General features: G+C 65.3%; 18 protein-coding genes. 6 read left to right on the forward strand and 12 right to left on the reverse strand.

What is annotated here, in order from left to right; all coding sequences use genetic code 11:
- Window positions 1-8: 8 nt before the first annotated feature.
- Complete coding sequence (locus API01S_RS05170; protein WP_061303444.1) at window positions 9-830, forward strand: MetQ/NlpA family ABC transporter substrate-binding protein; 822 nt, start codon at window positions 9-11, stop codon at window positions 828-830.
- 71 nt (window positions 831-901) lie between these two features.
- Here API01S_RS05170 and API01S_RS05175 read toward each other — a convergent pair whose 3' ends face one another.
- On the reverse strand, window positions 902-2,098 hold the full coding sequence (locus tag API01S_RS05175) for an MFS transporter (protein ID WP_061303445.1): 1,197 nt from the start codon (window positions 2,096-2,098) through the stop codon (window positions 902-904).
- Window positions 2,099-2,190: 92 nt separating this feature from the next.
- Between API01S_RS05175 and API01S_RS05180 the strand changes: the two genes are divergently transcribed.
- Complete coding sequence (locus API01S_RS05180) at window positions 2,191-2,652, forward strand: Lrp/AsnC family transcriptional regulator (RefSeq protein WP_006219610.1); 462 nt, start codon at window positions 2,191-2,193, stop codon at window positions 2,650-2,652.
- Here API01S_RS05180 and API01S_RS05185 read toward each other — a convergent pair.
- From API01S_RS05185 to API01S_RS05220, 8 genes are all read right to left on the reverse strand, one after another.
- On the reverse strand, window positions 2,649-3,809 hold the full coding sequence (locus API01S_RS05185) for a metallophosphoesterase (RefSeq protein WP_006219609.1): 1,161 nt from the start codon (window positions 3,807-3,809) through the stop codon (window positions 2,649-2,651). The genes API01S_RS05180 and API01S_RS05185 overlap by 4 nt on opposite strands.
- A 71-nt stretch (window positions 3,810-3,880) precedes the next feature.
- Entirely contained in the window at window positions 3,881-5,113 is a 1,233-nt protein-coding gene (locus tag API01S_RS05190; RefSeq protein ID WP_084802358.1) for an alpha-hydroxy acid oxidase, read from the reverse strand.
- 123 nt (window positions 5,114-5,236) lie between these two features.
- Window positions 5,237-6,106, reverse strand: coding sequence for an archaetidylserine decarboxylase (gene asd, locus API01S_RS05195; protein WP_006219606.1), 870 nt, complete (start codon window positions 6,104-6,106; stop codon window positions 5,237-5,239).
- A 111-nt stretch (window positions 6,107-6,217) separates the two neighbouring features.
- Window positions 6,218-7,849, reverse strand: a complete 1,632-nt coding sequence (locus tag API01S_RS05200; protein WP_084802359.1) for an ATP-binding cassette domain-containing protein — start codon at window positions 7,847-7,849, stop codon at window positions 6,218-6,220.
- 351 nt (window positions 7,850-8,200) lie between these two features.
- Complete coding sequence (locus API01S_RS05205) at window positions 8,201-9,082, reverse strand: HpcH/HpaI aldolase/citrate lyase family protein (RefSeq protein ID WP_061303447.1); 882 nt, start codon at window positions 9,080-9,082, stop codon at window positions 8,201-8,203.
- A 10-nt stretch (window positions 9,083-9,092) separates the two neighbouring features.
- Window positions 9,093-9,812, reverse strand: coding sequence for a response regulator transcription factor (locus API01S_RS05210; RefSeq protein WP_050729255.1), 720 nt, complete (start codon window positions 9,810-9,812; stop codon window positions 9,093-9,095).
- A 344-nt stretch (window positions 9,813-10,156) separates the two neighbouring features.
- Window positions 10,157-10,642 carry a hypothetical protein gene (locus API01S_RS05215; protein WP_050728713.1) on the reverse strand — a complete coding sequence of 162 codons (486 nt, stop codon included), beginning with the start codon at window positions 10,640-10,642 and terminating at the stop codon, window positions 10,157-10,159.
- A 61-nt stretch (window positions 10,643-10,703) separates the two neighbouring features.
- Window positions 10,704-11,303: a GNAT family N-acetyltransferase gene (locus tag API01S_RS05220; RefSeq protein ID WP_006219601.1), complete on the reverse strand. Its 600-nt coding sequence runs from the start codon at window positions 11,301-11,303 to the stop codon at window positions 10,704-10,706.
- An 89-nt stretch (window positions 11,304-11,392) separates the two neighbouring features.
- On the opposite strand from API01S_RS05220, the gene API01S_RS05225 reads away from it, so the two are divergent.
- Window positions 11,393-12,631, forward strand: coding sequence for an NAD(P)/FAD-dependent oxidoreductase (locus API01S_RS05225; RefSeq protein WP_061303448.1), 1,239 nt, complete (start codon window positions 11,393-11,395; stop codon window positions 12,629-12,631).
- A gap of 87 nt (window positions 12,632-12,718) precedes the next feature.
- On the opposite strand, the gene API01S_RS05230 is transcribed toward API01S_RS05225, so the two are convergent.
- On the reverse strand, window positions 12,719-13,852 hold the full coding sequence (locus API01S_RS05230) for a 3-deoxy-7-phosphoheptulonate synthase (protein WP_039883233.1): 1,134 nt from the start codon (window positions 13,850-13,852) through the stop codon (window positions 12,719-12,721).
- 300 nt (window positions 13,853-14,152) lie between these two features.
- Here API01S_RS05230 and API01S_RS05235 point away from each other — a divergent pair, with 300 nt between their 5' ends.
- On the forward strand, window positions 14,153-15,370 hold the full coding sequence (locus tag API01S_RS05235) for an EAL domain-containing response regulator (protein WP_039883232.1): 1,218 nt from the start codon (window positions 14,153-14,155) through the stop codon (window positions 15,368-15,370).
- A 38-nt stretch (window positions 15,371-15,408) separates the two neighbouring features.
- Here API01S_RS05235 and API01S_RS05240 read toward each other — a convergent pair whose 3' ends face one another.
- Both API01S_RS05240 and API01S_RS05245 read right to left on the reverse strand, forming a co-directional pair.
- Window positions 15,409-17,055, reverse strand: a complete 1,647-nt coding sequence (locus API01S_RS05240; protein ID WP_254598489.1) for a mucoidy inhibitor MuiA family protein — start codon at window positions 17,053-17,055, stop codon at window positions 15,409-15,411.
- 135 nt (window positions 17,056-17,190) lie between these two features.
- A complete protein-coding gene (locus tag API01S_RS05245) occupies window positions 17,191-18,102 on the reverse strand; it encodes a LysR family transcriptional regulator (RefSeq protein WP_061303450.1) in 912 nt (303 codons plus the stop codon).
- Between the two features lie 106 nt (window positions 18,103-18,208).
- Between API01S_RS05245 and API01S_RS05250 the strand changes: the two genes are divergently transcribed.
- Together API01S_RS05250 and API01S_RS05255 are read left to right on the forward strand one after the other, a co-directional pair.
- Window positions 18,209-19,489 (forward strand): MFS transporter, encoded by a 1,281-nt coding sequence (locus tag API01S_RS05250; protein WP_061303451.1) that lies wholly within the window; start codon window positions 18,209-18,211, stop codon window positions 19,487-19,489.
- A 132-nt stretch (window positions 19,490-19,621) separates the two neighbouring features.
- Window positions 19,622-20,017: a VOC family protein gene (locus API01S_RS05255; protein ID WP_061303452.1), complete on the forward strand. Its 396-nt coding sequence runs from the start codon at window positions 19,622-19,624 to the stop codon at window positions 20,015-20,017.
- Window positions 20,018-20,028: the final 11 nt, after the last annotated feature.

A 20,028-nucleotide genomic window follows, 5' to 3' on the forward strand; every position in this document is an offset into this window, starting at 1 on the left:
TGGCTCTCATGCTTTTGCATTCCTTGCTTTCGACCCTGGCGCGTGGCACCGCCGTAGCGGCCCTGACCGTGGCGGCTTGCGCTCCTGCAGCCGCGCAGGACAAGCCGCTGCGCATCGGCGTCATTCCCAGCGTGGCCAACGAGGCGACCGAAATCGCCATTGCCCAGGCCAAGAAGGAAGGGCTGGAGGTCAAGCTGGTGGAATTCAGCGATTGGGTGCTGCCGAACATCGCGGTGGCCGACGGCTCGGTAGACGCCAACTTCTTCCAGCACGAGCCGTTCCTGCAACTGTTCAACCAACGACGGGGCGCGAACCTTACGCCTATCGCGTATGGCTACTCGACCACCATCGGCCTGTTTTCCAAGAAGCTGAAAAAGGGCGATACCGTGCCCGACGGCGCGACCATCGCGGTGCCGAACGACCCGGTCAACACGGGCCGCGCTTTGCTGCTGCTGGAATCCATCGGGCTGATCAAGCTGACCCCCGGCGTGGCGCACCAGGCCACGTTGCAGGATGTGGTGTCCAATCCGAAGCGCTTGAAGTTCGTGCAGATCGAAGGCTCGCAGTCGGCTCGCACCTTTGACGACGTGACCGCGTCGGTGACCTACACCACGTTCGCCAAGCAGGCGGGCTTGAACGAAAAGGACGGGCTTGCGTTCGACAACACCGACCCGGCCAGCATCCGCCGCTACGCCATACGCTGGGTCACCACACCGGACAAGGCGCAAGACCCGCGCCTGTTGAAGTTCATTTCGATCTATCAGAACTCGCCGGAAGTCAAAAACACCCTGAAGCGTCTGTACGGCGACCTGATCTCGTTCCCCTGGTGATCGGCGCTGTATAAGGACTGGCCTTTAGCGCAGCGCGCGGCGGCCGTCGCTTTCGACCCGTTAGCCGCGTCTCAGGCGGTAGCTTCGCGCTGGCCCGCGCGCCGGCCGTTCAAGCGCCAGTGCAAGCTCAGCGCCGCCAAGCCCACGGCGGCCGATGCGCCGATACCCAGCGCTTCGAACCCCACATGCGTGTACAGCGTGCCCGCGATCGCCGTGCCCAGGCTTGCGCCCAGATAGGTGGTGCAGGTGTTCAAGCCCAGCACGGCCCCACGTTCATCGGGACGCGCGCGCGACAACAGCAGCACCAGCAGATTCAGGCTGATCTGCGAGGCCGCGCCCCACAACACGGCAAGGGCCAGCACCATTGCCAACGCGTGCGCGGCGGGCAGCAGCAACAGATAGACCGTGGCAATCGCAGCCAGCGCGAGCGGCAAGGCGCGGCGCGGTCCCAGGCGTTCGATCAGCGGCGCGCCGGCGAAGCCGGCCAGCATGAAGCCCGCGCCATAGGCAAACGCGATGAATCCCACCTGGCCGGCCGACAGCGCCAGCAACGCGCGCACATGGTCCGCCAGGAAGGCATACACCCCGTAGAACGCCGAAGAAAACGCCAGGCAGGCCAACAGCAACACAGGCACGTCACGATAGGACAGCGGCGCCAGCAGGCGCGACAAGCGCAGCGGCGCGGCATTCTGGACTTGCCGTTCGGGCAGCTTGCGCAGGCCCAGCAGGGCGATGGCTGCGCATAGCGCCAGCGTGCCGTAGGTGGCGCGCCACCCGATGGCGTCCGAAATCAGCGCGGACAGCGGCACGCCAGCCACCAACGACACCGACCATCCGGCGATGACGCGTCCCAATGTGCGGGCCTCTTGTCCTTCTGCCGCCACCAACGACGCCGAGCCGTAGGCCGCCGGCAGGATCACCCCGGCCGCCGCGCCCGCCATGGCCTGCGCCGCCGTCAGCACCAACCAGTGCGGAGCCGTGGCGGACAAGAGCAGGGCGGCGATCAGGACCAGCATGGCGCCCAGCAGCGAACGCCGGATGCCGATGCGGTCTATGCGCCCGGCCAGGAAGAAGGCGCTGGCGGCGGTGGCCGCGCCATAAGCCGAAATGGCCGTGCTGATGGTCAACGCCGACGTCGAAAACGAGCGCGCCACGTCGGCCAATATGGGACTGAGCGCCAGGCCGTTCGAGCCTACGACGCTGACGGCGAACATCAAGGCCGGCACGGGCGAGGAATTGCGGGAAATAAGAGTGCTGCGATTTTGCATGCAGCGAATTCTATTGGAATAAAATAAGGGTTTACGTCGATATTTCCTTATTCCATAAAAGTTCGAATGCCGTAAGGCAGAACTTGATTCCAATGTCAGACCTAGACGATCGCGACCGAAAATTATTAACGCTGCTGGCTGGCGACGCCACGCCCAGTTACGCCGAGCTGGGCAAATTATTGAATCTATCCGCGCCCGCCGTGCATGAACGGGTCAAGCGGCTCAAGCGCGACGGGCTGATCAAAGGCATCGCCGCGAGACTGGACGGGGCGCGCATCGGCCGCCCCTTGCTGGCCTTCGTGCATGTCGATACCGCCAACTGGAGCATCACGCAGCAGGTGCTGGGGTTGGCCGAACTGACCGAGGTGGAAGAGATCCACACCATCACCGGCAAAAGCGCCATGTTGCTGAAAGTGCGCGTGCGCGATACGCAGGCGCTGGAATTGTTGCTGGCGCGCATCCATCAGATTGAAGGCATCACCAACACCACCAGTGATATCGCGCTGACCAGCTATCTGGAGCGCGGGCCCTTGCCTGATAACTCCCCCAACTAGGCCCGGCGCAGCCGCAAACGGGTGATTTCGGACGGCGCGCCCAGCCGCTTGGGCGGCCCCCAATAACCCGTGCCCCGGCTGGTATACACCCACATCTTGCCCAGCCGGTGCAGGCCGGCCGTAAAGGGCTGCTGGAAGCGCACGAAAAACCCCCACGGGAAGAACTGCCCGCCATGCGTATGGCCAGACAATTGCAGGTGATAGCCCAGCGGCTGCGCGGCGGCTGCGCTGCGGGGTTGGTGCGCCAAGAGGATCCGGGCGCAGGCATCGGCGGGCGCACCGGCCAGCGCGGCCTTGGGGTTGCTGCGTTGCTGCGGATCGAAGGAGCCCGCGCTGTAGTCGGTCACGCCTGCCACCACGACGGGCAGGCCCGACGGGTGAATGACGGCATGCTCGTTCATCAGCACGCGTAGTCCCATGCGGCGAAACTCGGCGACCCACGCCGTGGCGCCTGAATAATATTCATGGTTGCCGGTGACGAGGTACACGCCGAAGGGCGCGCGCAGCGACGCCAGCGGGCGAGCCTGCTCGGACAAGTGTTCGACACTGCCATCGACCACATCGCCCGTGATGGCGACCACGTCCGGCAACAATTCGTTCACGCCGTCCACGATGGCCTGCACATAATGCTTCTTGATCGTCGGCCCGACGTGGATGTCGCTGATCTGCACGATGGTGAAGCCGTCCAGGTCTTGCGGCAGCCCCTCGATGGGCACGTCCACGTCGACCACGCGCGCCCGGCTGCGCGCGTTGTAAAAGCCAATCAAGGTACCCGCCAACGCCAGGCCGGCCACCGCCCACGCGCTATAGCGGCGCAGATCCATCCAGGGCAGGTCGGCACTGGCCAGCCACGCCACCGCCCACGTCAACAGCAGGCCGACGTCGCGAATGACGCTAAGGACGAACAACGACGAGAACAAACCCATCGCCAACAAGCCGACCCAGGCGATGCGGTCGCCCCATGGCGGATTCACGGAAGACCGGGCCAGCATGCCCAGCGGAATCAGGATGCAAGAGAGCAGGAGGCCGATGATGGCGGCAGCCGCGCCGGCGGCCGTCAGCCCCGAATCGGGGATGAGGCGCGCGCCCACGTAGACGTGGGCCAGCGCGCCAAGTGTCAGGAAGCGCAGGAAGAAAGAGGATTGGCGTAGGGACACGGCGGGCAGGGGGCGGGCAAGGAAAACGCCATTCTATGCCGGGCCGTCGCCCCGGGTTGCGCGCGCAGGCGTCAAGGGCGGACGGGTGCGTCGCGCCACAGCAAACCGGTGTGCATCTCCTGCACGCTGTTGATGCCCAGCATGGCCATGTTCCGATCGACCTCGGCCTGCAACAGCTTGATGGCGTGCGCCACTCCCGCCTGACCGCCGACGGCCGCCGCGTAATTGAACGGGCGGCCGACGAACACAAAGCGCGCGCCCAGCGCCAGCGCCTTGAGCACGTCACCGCCGCGCCGCACGCCGCTGTCCATCATCACCGTCATGCCGCCCGCCGCGTCGACGACGCCGGGCAGCGCGCGCAGCGGCGATATCGCGCCGTCCAGTTGACGCCCGCCATGGTTGGACACGATCACGCCGTCGACACCGTGCTGACGCGCCAAGGCCGCGTCTTGTGGATGCAGGATGCCCTTGATGATCAAGGGGCCGCGCCACTGCCGGCGGATGCGGGCGACATGTTCCCAGCTGAGGTGGTCGCGCGCGCTGAAGTCGCGCAGCACCGAAGCCGACACGATTGGCGCGCCGCGCGTGGCAAACGAATTTTCAAAGTGCGGCATGCCGTGCGCGAGCAACGTGCGCAGAAACGTGCCTGCCAGCCAGCGTGGCCGGGTCAGGCCGTCCCATGCCAGGCGCAGGCTGGGCTTGAGCGGGGTCGAGAAGCCGGTGCGGACGTTGTTCTCGCGATTGGCCGATACCGGAATATCCACCGTCAGCACCAGGGTCTCGTAGCCCGCGTTGCGCGCGCGCGTGACCAGCGCATCGATCTTGGCCGGGTCGCCAGGCAGATAAGCCTGAAACCACGTTGCTGGCGCTTGCTGGATCACGTCTTCCAGCGGGATCAGCGACGTGCCGCTCAGGATGGCGGGTATGTTCGCGTCCTGCGCGGCACGCGCCAGCACCACGTCGCCGCGATAGGCCGACAAGGCGCTGATGCCCATGGGGGCGATGCCGAATGGAGCGGCGTATTGGTGTCCGAACAATTCGGTGCGCTGCGTGCGCTGCGACACATCGACCAGCACTCGCGGCGTAAAGCCGTACTGCGCGAAAGCGCGCCGATTGTCCTGAAGGGATTGATTGTCTTCCGCCGCGCCCGCCACATAGCCGAAGATGGGACGAGGCAGGCGGCGGCGCGCGGCGGCTTCGAAGTCGTCCAGGGACAACATGCGGGCAAGCGTGCGCGACAGCGGGCGGGCGGCCACGCCGGGGGTGTTGTCTGTGTGGGAGGCAGGCAGCGCGGATGACGTCATGGCAAGGTAGAGAAGGGACCGGGGAAGGTCCGTAATCTACCTAGACGAGATCAGCAGAAAAAGCGAATAAAAGGCGAAAGGCTTATTCGCATTCAGCGAACAAGAAAGTGCGGATCGTTCGCTTCAGCGGTGCTTGGGCAGCGCCAGCAATTCGCCCATGCGCACCGGGCCCAGCACCGATGGCGTGTCCGCCCAGCGGATCTTGTCCGGGCCGAACAACACGATGGCAGTCGAGCCGAGCTTGAAGCGGCCCATCTCCGCGCCTTTTTCCAGATGGATCGGGGCGCGTGCGGCGGCGTCGTAGCGCACGGATTTCACGCGGCGCTTGAAGGGCGTGACCAGGCCGGCCCACACCGTTTCGATCGACGCGACGATCATCGCGCCCACCAGCACCAGCGCCATGGGGCCATGCTCGGTGTCGAAGATACAGACCACGCGTTCATTGCGCGCGAACAGGCGCGGCACGTTGCGCGCCGTCAGCGGATTGACCGAGAACAGCCGGCCGGGCACATGGATCATTTCGCGCAGCGTGCCGGCGACCGGCATGTGCACGCGGTGATAGTCCTTGGGCGACAGATAGACCGTGGCGAATTCGCCGCCCTGGAACGGGGCCGCGCGCTCGACGTCGCCGCCCAGCAGATCGACCAGCCCGTAGCTATGGCCCTTGGCCTGGAAAATACGGCCTTGTTCGATGGCGCCCAATTGGCTGATCGCGCCATCGGCGGGGCACAGCACCGAACCGGGTTCGTCGTCCAAGGGACGCGCGTCGTCTTTCAACGCGCGCGTGAAGAAGTCATTGAAGCAGTCGTAGGCCAACGGATCTTCTTGCAGCGCTTCGCGCATATCGACGCCGTACTTGCGGACGAAGCGCGAAATCATCCAGTTCTTGACCGCGGGTTCCCGGCAGTCTGAGGCGTATCCGAAGAAGCGCGACACCAGGTGATGGGGCGCAAGATACTGGCTGGCGAGAAATAGTTGGTCTTTGATCGTCATCTACGAGCGCTGAAAAAACGCGTCCCGCGGACAGCGGGACGTGGTTGAAGGTTGCCTCGCAAGCATCGCATCAGGGGACGCTTGCGGGCAATTCGCGGGATTGTAACGCGATCAGGCGGCTTTGGCGGCCAGTTTGGTTTTGTAGAGCCAGTCCTTGTAGTCGTCCAGGTCGCCATCGAACGGACGGACCGCGCCGTCGGCCACGATGATGAACTCGTCGGTGGTCGCGCGCAGCAGGTGGCGATCGTGCGAGACCAGCATCAAGGTGCCTTCGAATTGCGCCAGCGCGGTCGTCAGCGCTTCACGCGTTTCCAGATCCAGGTGGTTCGTGGGCTCATCCAGCAGCAGCAGATTGGGCCGTTGCCAGACGATCAACGCCAGCGCCAGACGCGCCTTTTCGCCGCCCGAGAAAGGCGCGATCGAGCTGGTGGCCATATTGCCGTTGAAGTTGAAGCTGCCCAGGAAGTTGCGCAGCTCCTGCTCGCGCACGGTAGGCGCGATCTTCGTCATGTGCCACAGCGGCGATTCGTCGTGGCGCAGCATCTCGACCTGATGCTGGGCGAAGTAGCCGATGGACAGGCCCTTGTTGAACTGCGTGTCGCCACCCAGCGTGGCCAGGTCGCCGGCGATGGTCTTGATGAACGTGGACTTGCCCGCGCCGTTGATGCCCAAGAGGCCGATGCGCTGTCCGGCTTGCAAAGAAAAGTTGATGCCCGACACGATGATCTTGTCGGACGTCGCCTGCGTATCTTCGTCTTCAACGCGATAACCGGCGCTGACCTTGTCCATCGTCAGCAAGGGATTGGGCGCGCGCAGCGGCTCGCGAAATTCAAACGAGAACTCGGCGGCCGCGCGCAAGGGCGCCACTTCTTCCATGCGGGCCAAAGCCTTGATGCGGCTTTGCGCCTGACGCGCCTTGCTGGCCTGGGCCTTGAAGCGGTCGATGAAGGATTGCAGGTGCGAGCGTTGGCGCATCTGCTTTTCCATCATGCCTTGCGCCAATTCAAGCTGCGCCGCGCGCTGGCGTTCGAACGACGAGTAGTTGCCCGAGTAGCGCTTGAGCTTGCGCTCGTCGATATGGACGATGACGTTGACCACACCGTCCAGGAAATCGCGATCGTGCGAGATGACGATGAGCGTGCCCGGGTAGCGCTTGAGCCAGTCTTCCAGCCAGATGATGGCGTCCAGATCCAAGTGGTTGGTCGGCTCGTCCAGCAGCAGCAGGTCGGACGGGCACATCAGCGCCTGTGCCAGGTTCAGGCGCATGCGCCAGCCGCCTGAAAAGCTGGTCAGCGGCAGATGCATCTGCTCTTGCGTGAAACCCAGGCCCGTCAGCAGTTGTTCGGCGCGCGAGTGCACCGTGTACGCGTCGGCGTCGGCCAGCGCGGCGTAGATGTCGCCCATGCGCAGGCCGTTTTCGGCGCTCTCGGGTTCGGCTTCCAGCGCGGCAAGTTCAGCTTCCAGCTTGCGCAACGTGACATCGCCGTCGATCGCGTATTCGATGGCGGGGCGGTCCAGCGCCGGGGTGTCCTGCGCGACATAGGCCATGCGCCAGCTGGACGGGTAATCCAGGTCGCCCTGGTCTGCGTGCAGCGTGCCGCGCAGCAGGCCGAACAGGCTCGATTTGCCGGCGCCATTGGCGCCGATCAGGCCGATCTTGTCGCCGGGGTTCAAGAGCAGGTCGACCTTGTCGAGCAAGGGCTTGACGCCGCGCATGAGTGAAACTTGTTGGAAGCGGATCATGAATCTGGGGGCAGGGGGTGGCGCGGCAGGCGCGCGGCGTGGCTCCCGCCACAAGACGCGGCGCAAAAAAAGGGAACCGTGTGGATTCGCGCGCAAAAGCCTGAAAACCGGGGCTGCGCAAATGTCGGATCAGGGCCTGACAACGGATACCGGCGTTGGGTATCGGTGATGGACCATGTCGACAATCGACGGCTATTAACAGCTGCAAACAGCCGTAAACAGCGGCAGGACAACGGGCGCGAATAAAAAGAAGAGACGACGTCCCGGTAACGGGCGTCGTCTAATCGTGGGCGCTATTGTACCGGGCCGCGCGCATCGGCGCAGGCGGGGCCTGTTTTGCGCGTCGTGAAGCTAGGCGTTCTCTGGCCCTTGGGCGATGGCGGCGGCCAACGCCAGCACCCGTTCGGCCTCTTGCGCGTGCAGGTTCTCGACCAGCGCGCCGTCGACGACGGCCACGCCCATACCCGCAGCCTGGGCCGCGTGCCACGCGTCCAGGCGCTTGCGCGCGCTGGCCAATTCGTCGGCGGTGGGGGCGTAGGCCGCGTTGGCGGCGGCAATCTGCTTGGGGTGGATCAGCGTCTTGCCGTCGAAGCCCTGATCGCGTCCCTGTCGGCAGGCGGCGGCAAGGCCCGCATCGTCCTGCAAGTCCAGATGGACGCCATCCAGCACCGCCAGGCCATGCGCGCGCGCGGCCATCACGGCCAGGGAGCGCGCCAGCAGGGTTTCGTGGCGCTCGGGCGTATGGCGCGCATGCAGATCCTTGACCAGGTCCGACGTGCCTACGACGATGGCGGCCAGCCGGGCGTGGCCTCCGGCAATGGCATCCAGCCGCAGAAAGCCCAACGGCGTCTCGGCCATGGCCCACAACGGCAGATCCGCCGGCGCGCCAGCCGCGTCCAGCGCGCGGGCCAAGTCCAGCAATTGCGCGGCGGACTGCACCTTCGGCAACAGCACCGCGTCGGCGCCGGCTTGGGCGATGGCGTGGATATCGTCCAGCCCCCACGGCGTGTCCAGCGCGTTGATCCGGACGATGCACTCGCGCCGGCCATAGCCGCCCGCCCGCAACGCCGCGGCCACTTGCATGCGCGCCTGCGCCTTGGCGTCGGGCGCGACGGCGTCTTCCAGGTCCAGGATCAGGGCGTCGGCATCCAGGCTGCGGGCCTTGTCCAGCGCACGCGCATTGGCGCCGGGCATGTACAGAACGGAACGGCGAGGGCGGATGGCAGCAGTCATGATCGAGAAATCAGAGTTTGGAATTGCCCACGACCTGCACGGGCGTGGTGCAGACGTAGCCGACGCCATAGACGGTGCGGATGCCCATGTCGCCGCCTGCCAGCGCGCGCAGCTTGCGGCGCAGGCGGTGCATGTGCGCGTCCAGCCGGTGCGTGTCGTAGGCGTCGACGCTGGCGCCCAGCGCTTCGACAAGGCGGCCGCGCGAGAGCGGCAGCGGCGCGGCCTGGATCAGCGCGCCGATCAAGCGGCTTTCGGTGTCGGTGAGTTCTACGCTGACCCGCTCGGGCGAGACCAGCGTGCGGCGAGAAGGGTCAAAGCGCCACGTGTCGGACGGCGCGTCGTCCGCGCCCGTTGCCGGCACCACGCGCAGTCGCCGCGACAAGGACACCAATGTCGCGCCCAGCTCGGCCAGGTTGACGGGCTTGGTCAGGTAATGATCCGCGCCCAGGCTCAAGCCCGACACCTTGTCTTCACTGAGCAGTCGGCCGGTCAGCATGATGATGCCCATCGACGGATAGCAGGTGCGCAAATGCGCGATGCGAGTGAACGCGTCGCCATCGGGCAGCATGGCGTCCAACACCAGGATGCCCGGCGTGACGGTAAGCAGCAGCTTGTCCAGTTCGGCCAGCGACCCGGCCGTGAGGATGGCTTTGTCCAGCCCGAGGTCCTGGATGGTCTCGACGATGGTGTCGCGCCAGTCACCGTGATCGTCGACGACGATGATGGTCACGACGGGTTCCGCGCCCGCGTTCGCACGCAACGCGATCCAAGGGCAAGCACGCTGTTGGCTCCTGACATGCTGGGGCTATCTGTTCGGGGATGAGAGTCCGCTTGCGCGGGCACGTGGCCAGCGGGGATACGTTTCGTATCGTTGGCGCCTGCGGAGAATATCATCATCGAAGTTGCGGCGGCGCGGCAATCCCGCTGGATGCCATCCAATCGCCATCAAAAGCGTGCCTGATCAAATTTTGCGCAGGCCGTTGCGCGTCGTCCAAATGGCCGCGCAGCGGGCTGGGCCACCTGCCTTATCCACAGAAATTGTGGATAAGGCCCGTGCGGCTGGTGCCATCCGATTTATGTAGGCAGGTATTCGACCGGCACGCCTGCGGGCACCTTGCGCATGCGATCGCGTTCGATGCGCGCCGGGGCAAAACGGGTCTTGCGGGCCGCCGCGTTTTGCAGCAGCACCGACAGCACCGAACCTTTGTCCTGGATCCATTGCGTTTTGCCCCGCAGCAATTTCATCGCGTTCTCTGCGTTGCCCAGCCGATACGACATGGAATTGATCTGCACCGAGGTCTTGCCGTCGAACGCCGCCGGTTCCTGTTCGGTGATGGCGGCGGCGTCCAGGTTGCTGCTTTCGTGATCCACGCGATAGATGAATTTCAAGCCGCTGTGCGGATCTTGGGCGACGACGAGCTTGTCCGAGCCGGACACGTCGGACAGCATGCCGATGATGGGCGATTCAACCAGCTGGTTGCCGCGTTGTTCTTCGGTGTAGATAAAAATGCTGTGGCGCGCCGCGACACGGGCGGGGGGAATAAGGGGAGAGCTGTCCATACCTGAATGAAAGTGGCGACCCGGACAAACGCGTCCGGCAATTCAAAGAACTTCGCAACGGCTACCGTGGCCACGCCAGTCGCGCCAGCAGGCGCGCCTTGATCGGGGGCCATTCATCGTCGAGGATCGAGAAATAGACCATGTCGCGCGTGCGCCCTGATTGCGCAATCAGGTGCTTGCGAAACACGCCTTCCTCGACCGCCCCGATCCTGCCCAGGGCTTCACGCGACTGCGTATTGCTCAGTTCCGTCTTGAAAACGACCCGCATGATACCAATTGTTTCAAAGGCGTGCCGAAGCAGCAGAAACTTGGTTTCGGTATTGGCGCCGGATCGTTGGCTGGCCGGGGTCAACCACGTCGCGCCGATCTCCAGCCGCTTGTGCGCCAGCGCAATGTCCATGTAGCGCGTGGCGCCTATGATCTGCCCCGTGCTTTGCTGGACGATGACAAAGGGCAGGCAGTCGCCGGCACGGGCGCCGTCCAGCGCGCGCGCAACGTAGCGGTGCATGTCCTGGACGGTGCTGATCGGTTCCGGTTGCAGCCGCCACAGCTCGGGGTGCAGGCCGACGGCCGCCAACGCGTCGGCATGATGCGCAGCCATGGGTTCCAGGCGGACGATGTCGCCCATCAAGGTGACGGGGTGCAAGGCAGGAACGGTCATGGCAAGGTCCGGAAGGCGAGCGCCGAGGATCGGGATTCTACGCCGGCGGGCCCTTGCCGAACACGGGGCGCAAGCGCAGAATTCCGCGCATGAAAACAGACGTTGTGGTTCTGGGCGCTGGCATCGTCGGCGTCAGTACGGCCCTGCATCTTTTGGCGCGCGGCCGTTCCGTAGTGTTGCTGGACCGGCGCGGGCCGGGCGAAGAAACCAGCTACGGCAATGCCGGCCTGATCGAGCGGGCCAGCGTGATTCCCTACGCCTTTCCCCGTGATTGGCGCAGCCTGTGGCGATACGCGCGCAACAACACGCCCGATGTGAGTTATCACGTGCGCTTCTTGCCGCGCATCGCGCCGTGGCTGATGCGCTATTGGTGGCATTCCGCGCCGTCGCGGCTGGCGCGCGCGGCCGAGGCGATGTTGCCGCTGATCGAACGCAGCGTCATCGAGCACGACGCCTTGAAAGACGACGCCCATCTTGGTCACCTGTTTCGCCGCAATGGCTGGATCGATGGCGCGCGGACGCAGGCAGGCCTGGAACAGGCTGTGGCCGAAGCGCAGGCGCTGTCGCCGTATGGGCTGAATTACCGCGTGCTGGATCGACCCGCCCTGGCGGCGCTGGAACCGTCCTTGTCCGAACGCATGGTGGGCGCGGTGCACTGGCTCGATCCGGTCAACGTGTCCGACCCCGGCGCGGTGACGCAGGGCTATGCGGCGCTGTTCCAGCAGCGCGGCGGACAACTGGTGCGCGGCGATGCGCGCACCCTTCAAAGCGCGGGTTCAGGCGCGTGGCGCGTGCAGGCGGAGGATGGCCAGGTCGAGGCGCGCGATGTCGTGGTGGCGATGGGGCCGTGGTCGCTGGATATCCTGCGGCCCTTGGGCTATCGCATTCCCATGGCGGTCAAGCGCGGCTACCACCAGCATTTCGCGCTGGACGCAGGCGCATCCTTGTCGCATCCGGTGGCCGACATCGACAGCGGGTTCGTCGTGACGCCGATGACGCGGGGCGTGCGCCTGACCACGGGCGCGGAATTCGCGCATCGCGATGCACCGCCATCACCTATCCAGATTCAACGCACGCGCGCGCTGGCAAGCCAATTGCTGCCGCTGGGCGCCGCAGTGGAACAGGAACCGTGGATGGGGTGCCGGCCCTGCATGCCGGACATGCGGCCGGTGATCGGGCCCGCGCCGCGTCACCCGGGCTTATGGATGGCGTTCGGCCACGCGCATCATGGCTTCACGCTGGGTCCCGTGACGGGCAAGCTACTGGCCAGCCTGATCACGGGCCAGACGCCGGACATGGATCCGGCGCCTTACGCTCTGCATCGCTGAAGCGGGAAAGGGGATCGGCGAGCGGGACAGGTCGGTGCATCGATCAGTCCTCCCGGATTGGCCCACGCACCCGCGATACCGCTACGCTTAAACCCCGCCGGCCTTTTTCGCGCGGCGGTCGCGCACCGCCTGTGCAAGCGTGTCCAGCACCGGTTCGGTCTGGCTCCAGCCCAGGCAGGCGTCGGTGATGGATACGCCACGGCGCAGCGGCAGACCGGGTTTCAGGTCCTGGCGGCCTTCTTCCAGATGGCTTTCGATCATGACGCCAGTGATGCGCGCGTCGCCTTGGGCAAGCTGGGCGGCGATGTCGTTGGCCACGTCGATCTGGCGCAGGTGCGACTTGTTGGAGTTGGCGTGCGAGCAGTCGATCATGACCTGTTCGCGCTGGCCGGCTGCGCGCAGGGCGGCGCAACAGGCATCGACGCTGGCCGCGTCGTAGTTGGGGCCTTGCTTGCCGCCGCGCAGGATCACGTGCGTATCCTGATTGCCGCGCGTTTCAAAAATCGCGGCCATGCCCATCTTCGTCATGCCCATGAAGGCGTGCTTGGCGCTGGCGGCGACCATCGCGTCCGCGGCGATCTGCACGCCGCCGTCGGTGCCGTTCTTGAAACCCAGCGGGCAGCTCAGGCCCGAGCTCAGTTGACGATGGCTCGGGCTTTCTGTCGTGCGCGCGCCGATGGCGCCCCAGGCGATCAGGTCGGCGATGTATTGCGGACTGAGCAGGTCCAGGAATTCGGTGGCGATGGGCAGGCCCAGGCCGCTGATGTCCAGCAACAGCTCGCGCGCCCGGCGCAGCCCTTCGTTGATGCGGAAGCTGCCGTCCAGGCGCGGGTCATTGATGTAGCCCTTCCAGCCCACGGTCGTGCGCGGCTTTTCGAAGTACACGCGCATGACGATCAGCAGGTCATTCTTGTGCTGGTCCACGGCCTGGCGAAGCTGGCGCGCATAGTCCATGGCCTGGCCGTGGTCGTGGATGGAGCAGGGGCCCACGACGATCAGCAGGCGGTCGTCGCGGCCATGCAGCACATTGGCGATCTGGCTGCGGCTGTTTTCGACCAGGGTCTGGATGGCGGGCGATACGGGCAGTTCGTCTTGCAGGAGCGCGGGCGAAATCAGGGGACGAACAGCGCTGATGCGGGTGTCGTCGGTGCGCGTGTTGTCCTGGGTCGAGTCGGCCGTGCCGACCTCGCGGTCGTGCTGGGGGTCATCAATGCGGGTCAAGGGAAGCTCCGTACCGTGGATGCGCAAGGTGCGCAATGCCTAAAGCCCGCCATTATCGCACCCGCGCGCCCAATCCCGCCGCAAGGGCGGCATCCGTCCGGACGAGCCGGCGCGTTGTGTCTGGACAACGGAGGGAGCCAATAGCGGGCAGGGCCCTCACAAACCTACGCCTATCGTCGCGGAAATCGCCTTAGCCCTTTGTCCGCGACGACAGACCGCGCACGAATGCCGTAGCATTGAGCCCGAACAGAACCAGCGGTCGCCTGCCAGGGGCCCGCCCTATAAGCCAGGACGGAACGAATGCCAAAAACCGACGCCGGAGCGGCTCGACGGATTCTTCTGGTCGAAGACCATCCTGTCGAACGGGCATATCTGCAGAACATGCTGCTGGCGTTGGGGTACCGGCGCGTTGCCGGCGTAGGCAGCAGCGCCGAGGCGGTCAGCGCCTTGGGCCGCCAGTTCTACGATCTGGTGATCAGCGACATCGTCATGAGCGACGGCGATGGCACGCATCTGCCCAATGAATTGCGACGGCTGGTGGACGTGGGCCGGCTTCGCAGCATGCCTCCCATCATCTGGATCAGCAGCCTGAGCGAAGAGCTGCTGCAATCGCATGTCCGCCTGGCGCTACAGGCGGGTAGCCCGTCTGCGCAGGCGCTGTCCAAGCCGGTCTCCCGCACGTCCATGCACCAGGCCATCAAGGCGGGTCTGGCCGCCGAGGATGTGACCACGCCCCAGCAGCAATCGATCCGTCGTGAAGTGATCGAAGCCGAATTGGGGCGCGCCTTGATCACGGGCGTCGGCATGAGCGTGGTATTGCAGCCGCAGATGAGTCTTTCCACGGGCAAGGTGGTCGCCGCCGAGGCCTTGTCGCGCTGGGACCACCCGGAACTGGGCGCCATATCCGCCGTGGACTTCGTGCCGGCCGCGCATCGGCTGGGCATGGATCGCATGTTGTTCCTGCGGGTGACGGATCGGGTGCTGGAGGTGCAGCAGATCCTGCACGCGGAAGGAATCGCCGTGCCTATCGCCATCAATGCGTCGGCCTCGACCCTCTGTTCGCGCGATATGCCCGCCGTGCTGGAAAAGCGGGTCGGCCAGGCGGGCTTGCCGGCCCGATTGATCAAGATCGAGTTGACCGAGGACGAGCCCGTCAACGATTGGCTGGCGCTGTCTTCGGCGCTGAACCTGCTGCGTGTGCGCGGCTTCGAATTGGCCATGGACGATTTTGGCGCGGGCATCGCATCGATGCGGCTCTTTTCTGCCATGCCGTTTACCGAGCTGAAGATCGATCGGGACTTCATCGTGCACATGCACCGCGAAGCGGCCTCGCGCGCGGTGGTGGCCGCCGCCATCGAAATGGGCCGTGTGCTGGGCCGGCGCGTCGTCGCCGAAGGCGTCGAACAGGAACGCGATGTGCAGCTGCTGCGCGAGCTGGGCTGCGACTTGGCGCAGGGCTACGGCTTGTCGGTGCCGCTGGAGCCGAGTGCTTTCATTGAATTCTGCCGCCAGCACTGAAGGGGCGCTGGCGGCCGTCGGGGATCAGAGGTCGGGCTTCAGATTCCCGACACGTCGATGTCGCCCGGGTAATCCACCGAAAATTTCAGGACGGTCTCGCGGGATTTGCCGGGCTCAAGCTCCCAATCCCAGACGATCTTGCCGTCTTCTTCGCGCTTGATGTCGCGGTCGGCGGGCGAGAGCAGCTTGACGACGATCTTCTCGTTGCGCGAGATGGGCAGCCGGTCCTTGAAAGACACCTGTTCCTTGGTGGCCTTGTTGTTCTTGACGGTGATCTTGTATTCGTAGGTCACGCGCTTGCCGCTGCCCGAAAACCCCGTGCTTTCGGTATAGCGGTTGACCAGTTGGCGCTTGATCGAAATACCGTCATCCGCGCCCATCGCCAGCTCGACCTTTTCGCCCGGCATCACCGCCTTCATTGCGCTGGAGGCCACGAACGCGTCGTCCAGGAAGGTGTTGAGCGGACCGGCCAGGAAGGGGAATTCGGTGTTGTTGCTGGCTTGCGCGGTCAGGAACACCGCCTCGCGCAGCGCGGGCGTGGATTGGTATTGCAAGGTTGCCGGCAGCTTGGCCGCCGCGATCGCCACTCGCTGGGAGGTATTGTCCGACGGCAGCGTCGCGGCATTCTTGACCTGGAACGATGCGCTGGTGGCTTCGTTCTGCATCTGCGCGGTCTGCACCTGTAGCGGTTCCGGGGCGACTTCCGCCACGGCGCTCTCGGCGTAGGCCTGACGGCTGCGCGGGGAGCGCTTCATGTCCATTTCGCCAACGATTGCCGGCGCGGGCGCTGCCGCCGGGCGCGGCGGCGGGGGAGGAGGGGCCGCCACGTCGATGATCCACGGTTGCAGCGTCGGCGCAGCGCCACCGAGCGCGGGGCGCGCGGTGGACAGCGTCAGCTTCACGTTGTTCCAGTCTTCGCCGGTGTTCTGGCGGATCACGCCGAAGTAACCCAGGTCCACGCTGCGCTCGGCCGGACGCAGCCGGGCGTCATAGGCGGGGGTCCAGCGCGCGCCGTTCACCGCATACGACAGGGCCAGATCGACCTTGCCCGCGCGCGCCAGATTGACGCGCAGCGTAACGGTCTTGGTGCGACGGCTCATCTGGCTTTGCACGGCGTTCAACTGGCTTTGCAACGCGGACAGTTCGCGCTCAAGTGTCTCTTTGTGCGCCGCCACCTGGCGCAGGCCGGCCAGCGTCTTGGCCAGGCTGTCGGCGCTGAGCGTCTGGATGGCCTTGAGTTCATCCAGCGTCAGGCGGGCGCTGTCCTTGGATGGCTCGGTCGCCCCGCGCTGCATCATCAATACGAGTTCGCGCTGGTTATCCAGCACCGCGCTTTCGTCATCCAATTCGGCCATCTGGCCTTCCAGCTTGCGCACCTGTTCCTGCAAGGTACGTACGCGCTCATTGACGGTGTCGGCGTTGAAGGCGTCTCGCACTTTCACGTCCAGCAACGAGGCCTGGCCCGTGCTTTTCGCGGACACTTGCAGCGAATTTTCCTGGAGCGAGGCCGGCAGATTTTCAAGGACCAGTTCGTGCTCTCCTGCGGACAGTTCCGTGGACGCGGAGCGGGTCACGACGGCCCGATCCTGATATACGGTCACCGCGCCGATGGCGGAGGGCAGGGCCGCGGCGGCGGCCAGGCCGGGAAGCGTTGCAAGGGCCAAGGCCAGGAGAGTACGTCGCACGGGTTCACCTTTGAAAGGTTGATGTCGGGGTGGCGCTCCCGCTAAGGGACAGATCAGCGGTAGCGCAATTTACTCTTGAGGCGGCATTCCTGGGTTTACAGAAGATGACAAACGCGACAGGGCACTACCGCGCGCTCAGGCGACCGGGTCCGTCCGTTCGGGATGCGCCAGTTGGCGCAGCAGCGCCACGGCGTTCACGGCGGCAATGGACCGGTCGTGGCGCCGGTAAGCCATGTCCAGCAAGGCATGCGGCGCATCTCCCTTGATGGGGCGGTACTCGATGCCTTGCGCGCCCATATGCCGCATGGCGGCCGGCACCACCGAAATGCCCACGCCCGCCGCCACCAGACTGACGATGGACGCCATCTGCGGCGCTTCCTGGATGACTCGAGGCGCAAAGCCCGCCCGTTGGCATGCCGACTGGATGGCGTCATAAAGACCGGCCCCGATCGGCCGGGGATACAGCACGAAATCTTCGTCGGCCAATGCGCTGATCGGCACGCTGCGGCGGCGGCTCAAGGGGTGGTCCGGGGGCAGGGCGACCAGCATGGGTTCGTCCAGCACGCGTTCGGATTCGAACTCGGCGTCCAACAGGTAAGGCGGCCGCACAAAGGCGACATCCACGTCCCCCTGCCGCAGGCCGCGGAGCAGCGAGAGGGTATTGCTCTCGGTCAGCGTGACGCGCACGTCGGGATAACGGTCGCGATAGGCGCGTATTGCGCGCGGCAGATAGGGATGGAACACCGCCGACGCCGTGAAGCCCACCGTGATGGCGCCGCGCTCGCCGCGACCCAGCCGGCGGGCGTTATCGATGGCGCGATCGGCGCTGGCAAGAATGGCGCGCGCGTCTTCCAGAAACTGCGCGCCGGCTTCGGTCATCTCGATGCCACGCGGCAGCCGCAAGAACAGCGGCGTGCCGATTTCACGTTCCAGTTGCTGGATCTGCTGGCTGAGCGGAGGTTGACCGATGCCCAGGCGCGCCGCTGCCCGCGTGAAATGCAATTCCTCGGCGACGGCCGTGAAGTAGCGCAAATGTCGGAGTTCCATGTTTTTAAAATATGACCAGTGCCGGTTTCATATATTGGACATATGAAGGGGAAAAGTCTACTTTTGATTCGCGGGCCTTTAACCCGCTTGTTCATAGAGATTCCAGATGTCTACCTCCTGCGCCAGTTCCTCCCTTCCCACGCCCGACAACTACCTGGCGCGTGGCACTCCAGAACTGCGCCGCGCCCAATGGGCCTTGTTCGCCGCCGGCTTTTCCACGTTCTCGCTGCTGTATTGCGTGCAGCCGCTCATGCCGCTTTTCACCGACGCGTTCACCGTGTCACCCGCGCAAAGCAGCCTGGTCCTGTCCTTGTGCACCGGCTTGTTGGCCATCGCAATTTTCTTCGTGGGCCTGTTCTCGCAAGCCTTGCCGCGCAAGCGCATCATGGCCTGGTCGTTGCTGGGCTCGGCCGCGCTGGGCACCATCGCCGCCTTCGCGCCGGACTGGCAAAGCCTGTTGGCGCTGCGGGCGCTGCAAGGCGTGGCGATGGGTGGGGTTCCCGCAATCGCCATGGCCTACCTTGCGGAAGAGGTCGAACCCGACACCCTCGGTTTTGTGATGGGCCTGTACATCAGCGGCAGCGCCTTCGGCGGGCTGTCGGGCCGCGTGATCACCGGCCTGGTATCCGACCACTTCGGCTGGCGCGCCGCGATGGGCACGCTCGGCGTCGTCGGCATCGTGGCGGCAGCGCTGTTCATGTGGCTGCTGCCCGCCTCGCGCCGCTTCACGCCGCAGCGTGGGCGGGGTTGGGCGGGAGTGTTTGGCGATGTGCGGGCCGGGGTCGGCGCGCATATGAAGAACGGTCCGCTGTGCGCGTTGTTCGCGATGGGCGGCTTGCTGATGGGAGCCTTCGTCACGGTCTACAACTACGTGGGCTTTCGGCTGCTGCTGCCGCCGTTTTCTCTGAGCCAGACATTCATCGGGTTCATCTTCGTCGTCTACCTGGTCGGCATATTCGCCTCGACATTCTTCGGCCGACTGGCCGACCGCCACGGCCGAGGCGCCATGCTGTCGGCCGCCACCGGTCTGGCGCTGGCGGGGCTTCTGCTGACGCTGTCGGACACACTCGGCATTCTGATCGCCGGCATCGTTCTGTTCACCTTTGGCTTCTTCGCGGCGCATGCGGTGGCCAGCGGCTGGGTCGGGCAAATGGCGCGCGGCTACAAGGCTCTTGCCGCCTCGCTGTACCTGCTGGTGTATTACGTGGGGTCCAGCGTGCTGGGCGCGTGGGGCGGCCACTTCTGGGCCGCGGACCAATGGCCCGGCGTGGCCGCGATGGCCGGGGGCTTGTTGGCGCTGGCGCTGGCCATCAGCGCGGGGCTGGCCTGGCGCACTGGCGGCGCCCGCGCGTCGGATTCGGGTCACGCGGCATTGGTACGCAGATAAATCTGCCTGCCCTGGCGGTCGACAAAGATGATCCCTTTGTCCATGCCATATCGGGCCCGATTGCCCACGCGTCTTGCGCAGCGGCCATCAGCGCCATTCATAATGAGCGCTTCTTTTCTTCGAAGAGCCCCTATGTTTTCCCATGTCTGCATCGGCGTTGTCGACTTCGACCGCGCGTTCGCCTTCTATTCGGCGCAAGCCGAGGCGTTGGGCCTGTCGCTTCGATTCGTGGATCGCGCCAGCCCTTGGGCGGGTTGGCAGCCTGCCGAGGGAGGGCGCCCCTTGTTCGTGATCACCGCGCCTTATGACGGCAAGCCGGCGACGCCGGGCAACGGTCAGATGACCGCCTTTCTGGCGGCCGACCGCAAGACGGTGGATCGCTGCCACGCCTTGGCGCTGTCCATGGGCGCGACGTGCGAAGGCCCACCGGGCTTGCGCCCCGAGTACCACGCGAATTATTACGGCGCCTACTTCCGGGATGCCGATGGCAACAAGATCTGCGTGTGCGTCCACGACCCTTTGCCCTGACCGCTTGCCCC

Source organism: Achromobacter piechaudii NBRC 102461, assembly GCF_001571245.1.
Lineage (GTDB): Bacteria > Pseudomonadota > Gammaproteobacteria > Burkholderiales > Burkholderiaceae_B > Achromobacter > Achromobacter piechaudii.

Coding starts and splice junctions, on each gene's coding strand:
- API01S_RS05170 (WP_061303444.1), top strand. CDS start 9: ATGCTTTTGCATTCCTTGCTTTCGACCCTGGCGCGTGGCACCGCCGTA.
- API01S_RS05175 (WP_061303445.1), bottom strand. CDS start 2,098: ATGCAAAATCGCAGCACTCTTATTTCCCGCAATTCCTCGCCCGTGCCG.
- API01S_RS05180 (WP_006219610.1), top strand. CDS start 2,191: ATGTCAGACCTAGACGATCGCGACCGAAAATTATTAACGCTGCTGGCT.
- API01S_RS05190 (WP_084802358.1), bottom strand. CDS start 5,113: ATGACGTCATCCGCGCTGCCTGCCTCCCACACAGACAACACCCCCGGC.
- asd (WP_006219606.1), bottom strand. CDS start 6,106: ATGACGATCAAAGACCAACTATTTCTCGCCAGCCAGTATCTTGCGCCC.
- API01S_RS05200 (WP_084802359.1), bottom strand. CDS start 7,849: ATGATCCGCTTCCAACAAGTTTCACTCATGCGCGGCGTCAAGCCCTTG.
- API01S_RS05205 (WP_061303447.1), bottom strand. CDS start 9,082: ATGACTGCTGCCATCCGCCCTCGCCGTTCCGTTCTGTACATGCCCGGC.
- API01S_RS05215 (WP_050728713.1), bottom strand. CDS start 10,642: ATGGACAGCTCTCCCCTTATTCCCCCCGCCCGTGTCGCGGCGCGCCAC.
- API01S_RS05220 (WP_006219601.1), bottom strand. CDS start 11,303: ATGACCGTTCCTGCCTTGCACCCCGTCACCTTGATGGGCGACATCGTC.
- API01S_RS05225 (WP_061303448.1), top strand. CDS start 11,393: ATGAAAACAGACGTTGTGGTTCTGGGCGCTGGCATCGTCGGCGTCAGT.
- API01S_RS05235 (WP_039883232.1), top strand. CDS start 14,153: ATGCCAAAAACCGACGCCGGAGCGGCTCGACGGATTCTTCTGGTCGAA.
- API01S_RS05245 (WP_061303450.1), bottom strand. CDS start 18,102: ATGGAACTCCGACATTTGCGCTACTTCACGGCCGTCGCCGAGGAATTG.
- API01S_RS05250 (WP_061303451.1), top strand. CDS start 18,209: ATGTCTACCTCCTGCGCCAGTTCCTCCCTTCCCACGCCCGACAACTAC.
- API01S_RS05255 (WP_061303452.1), top strand. CDS start 19,622: ATGTTTTCCCATGTCTGCATCGGCGTTGTCGACTTCGACCGCGCGTTC.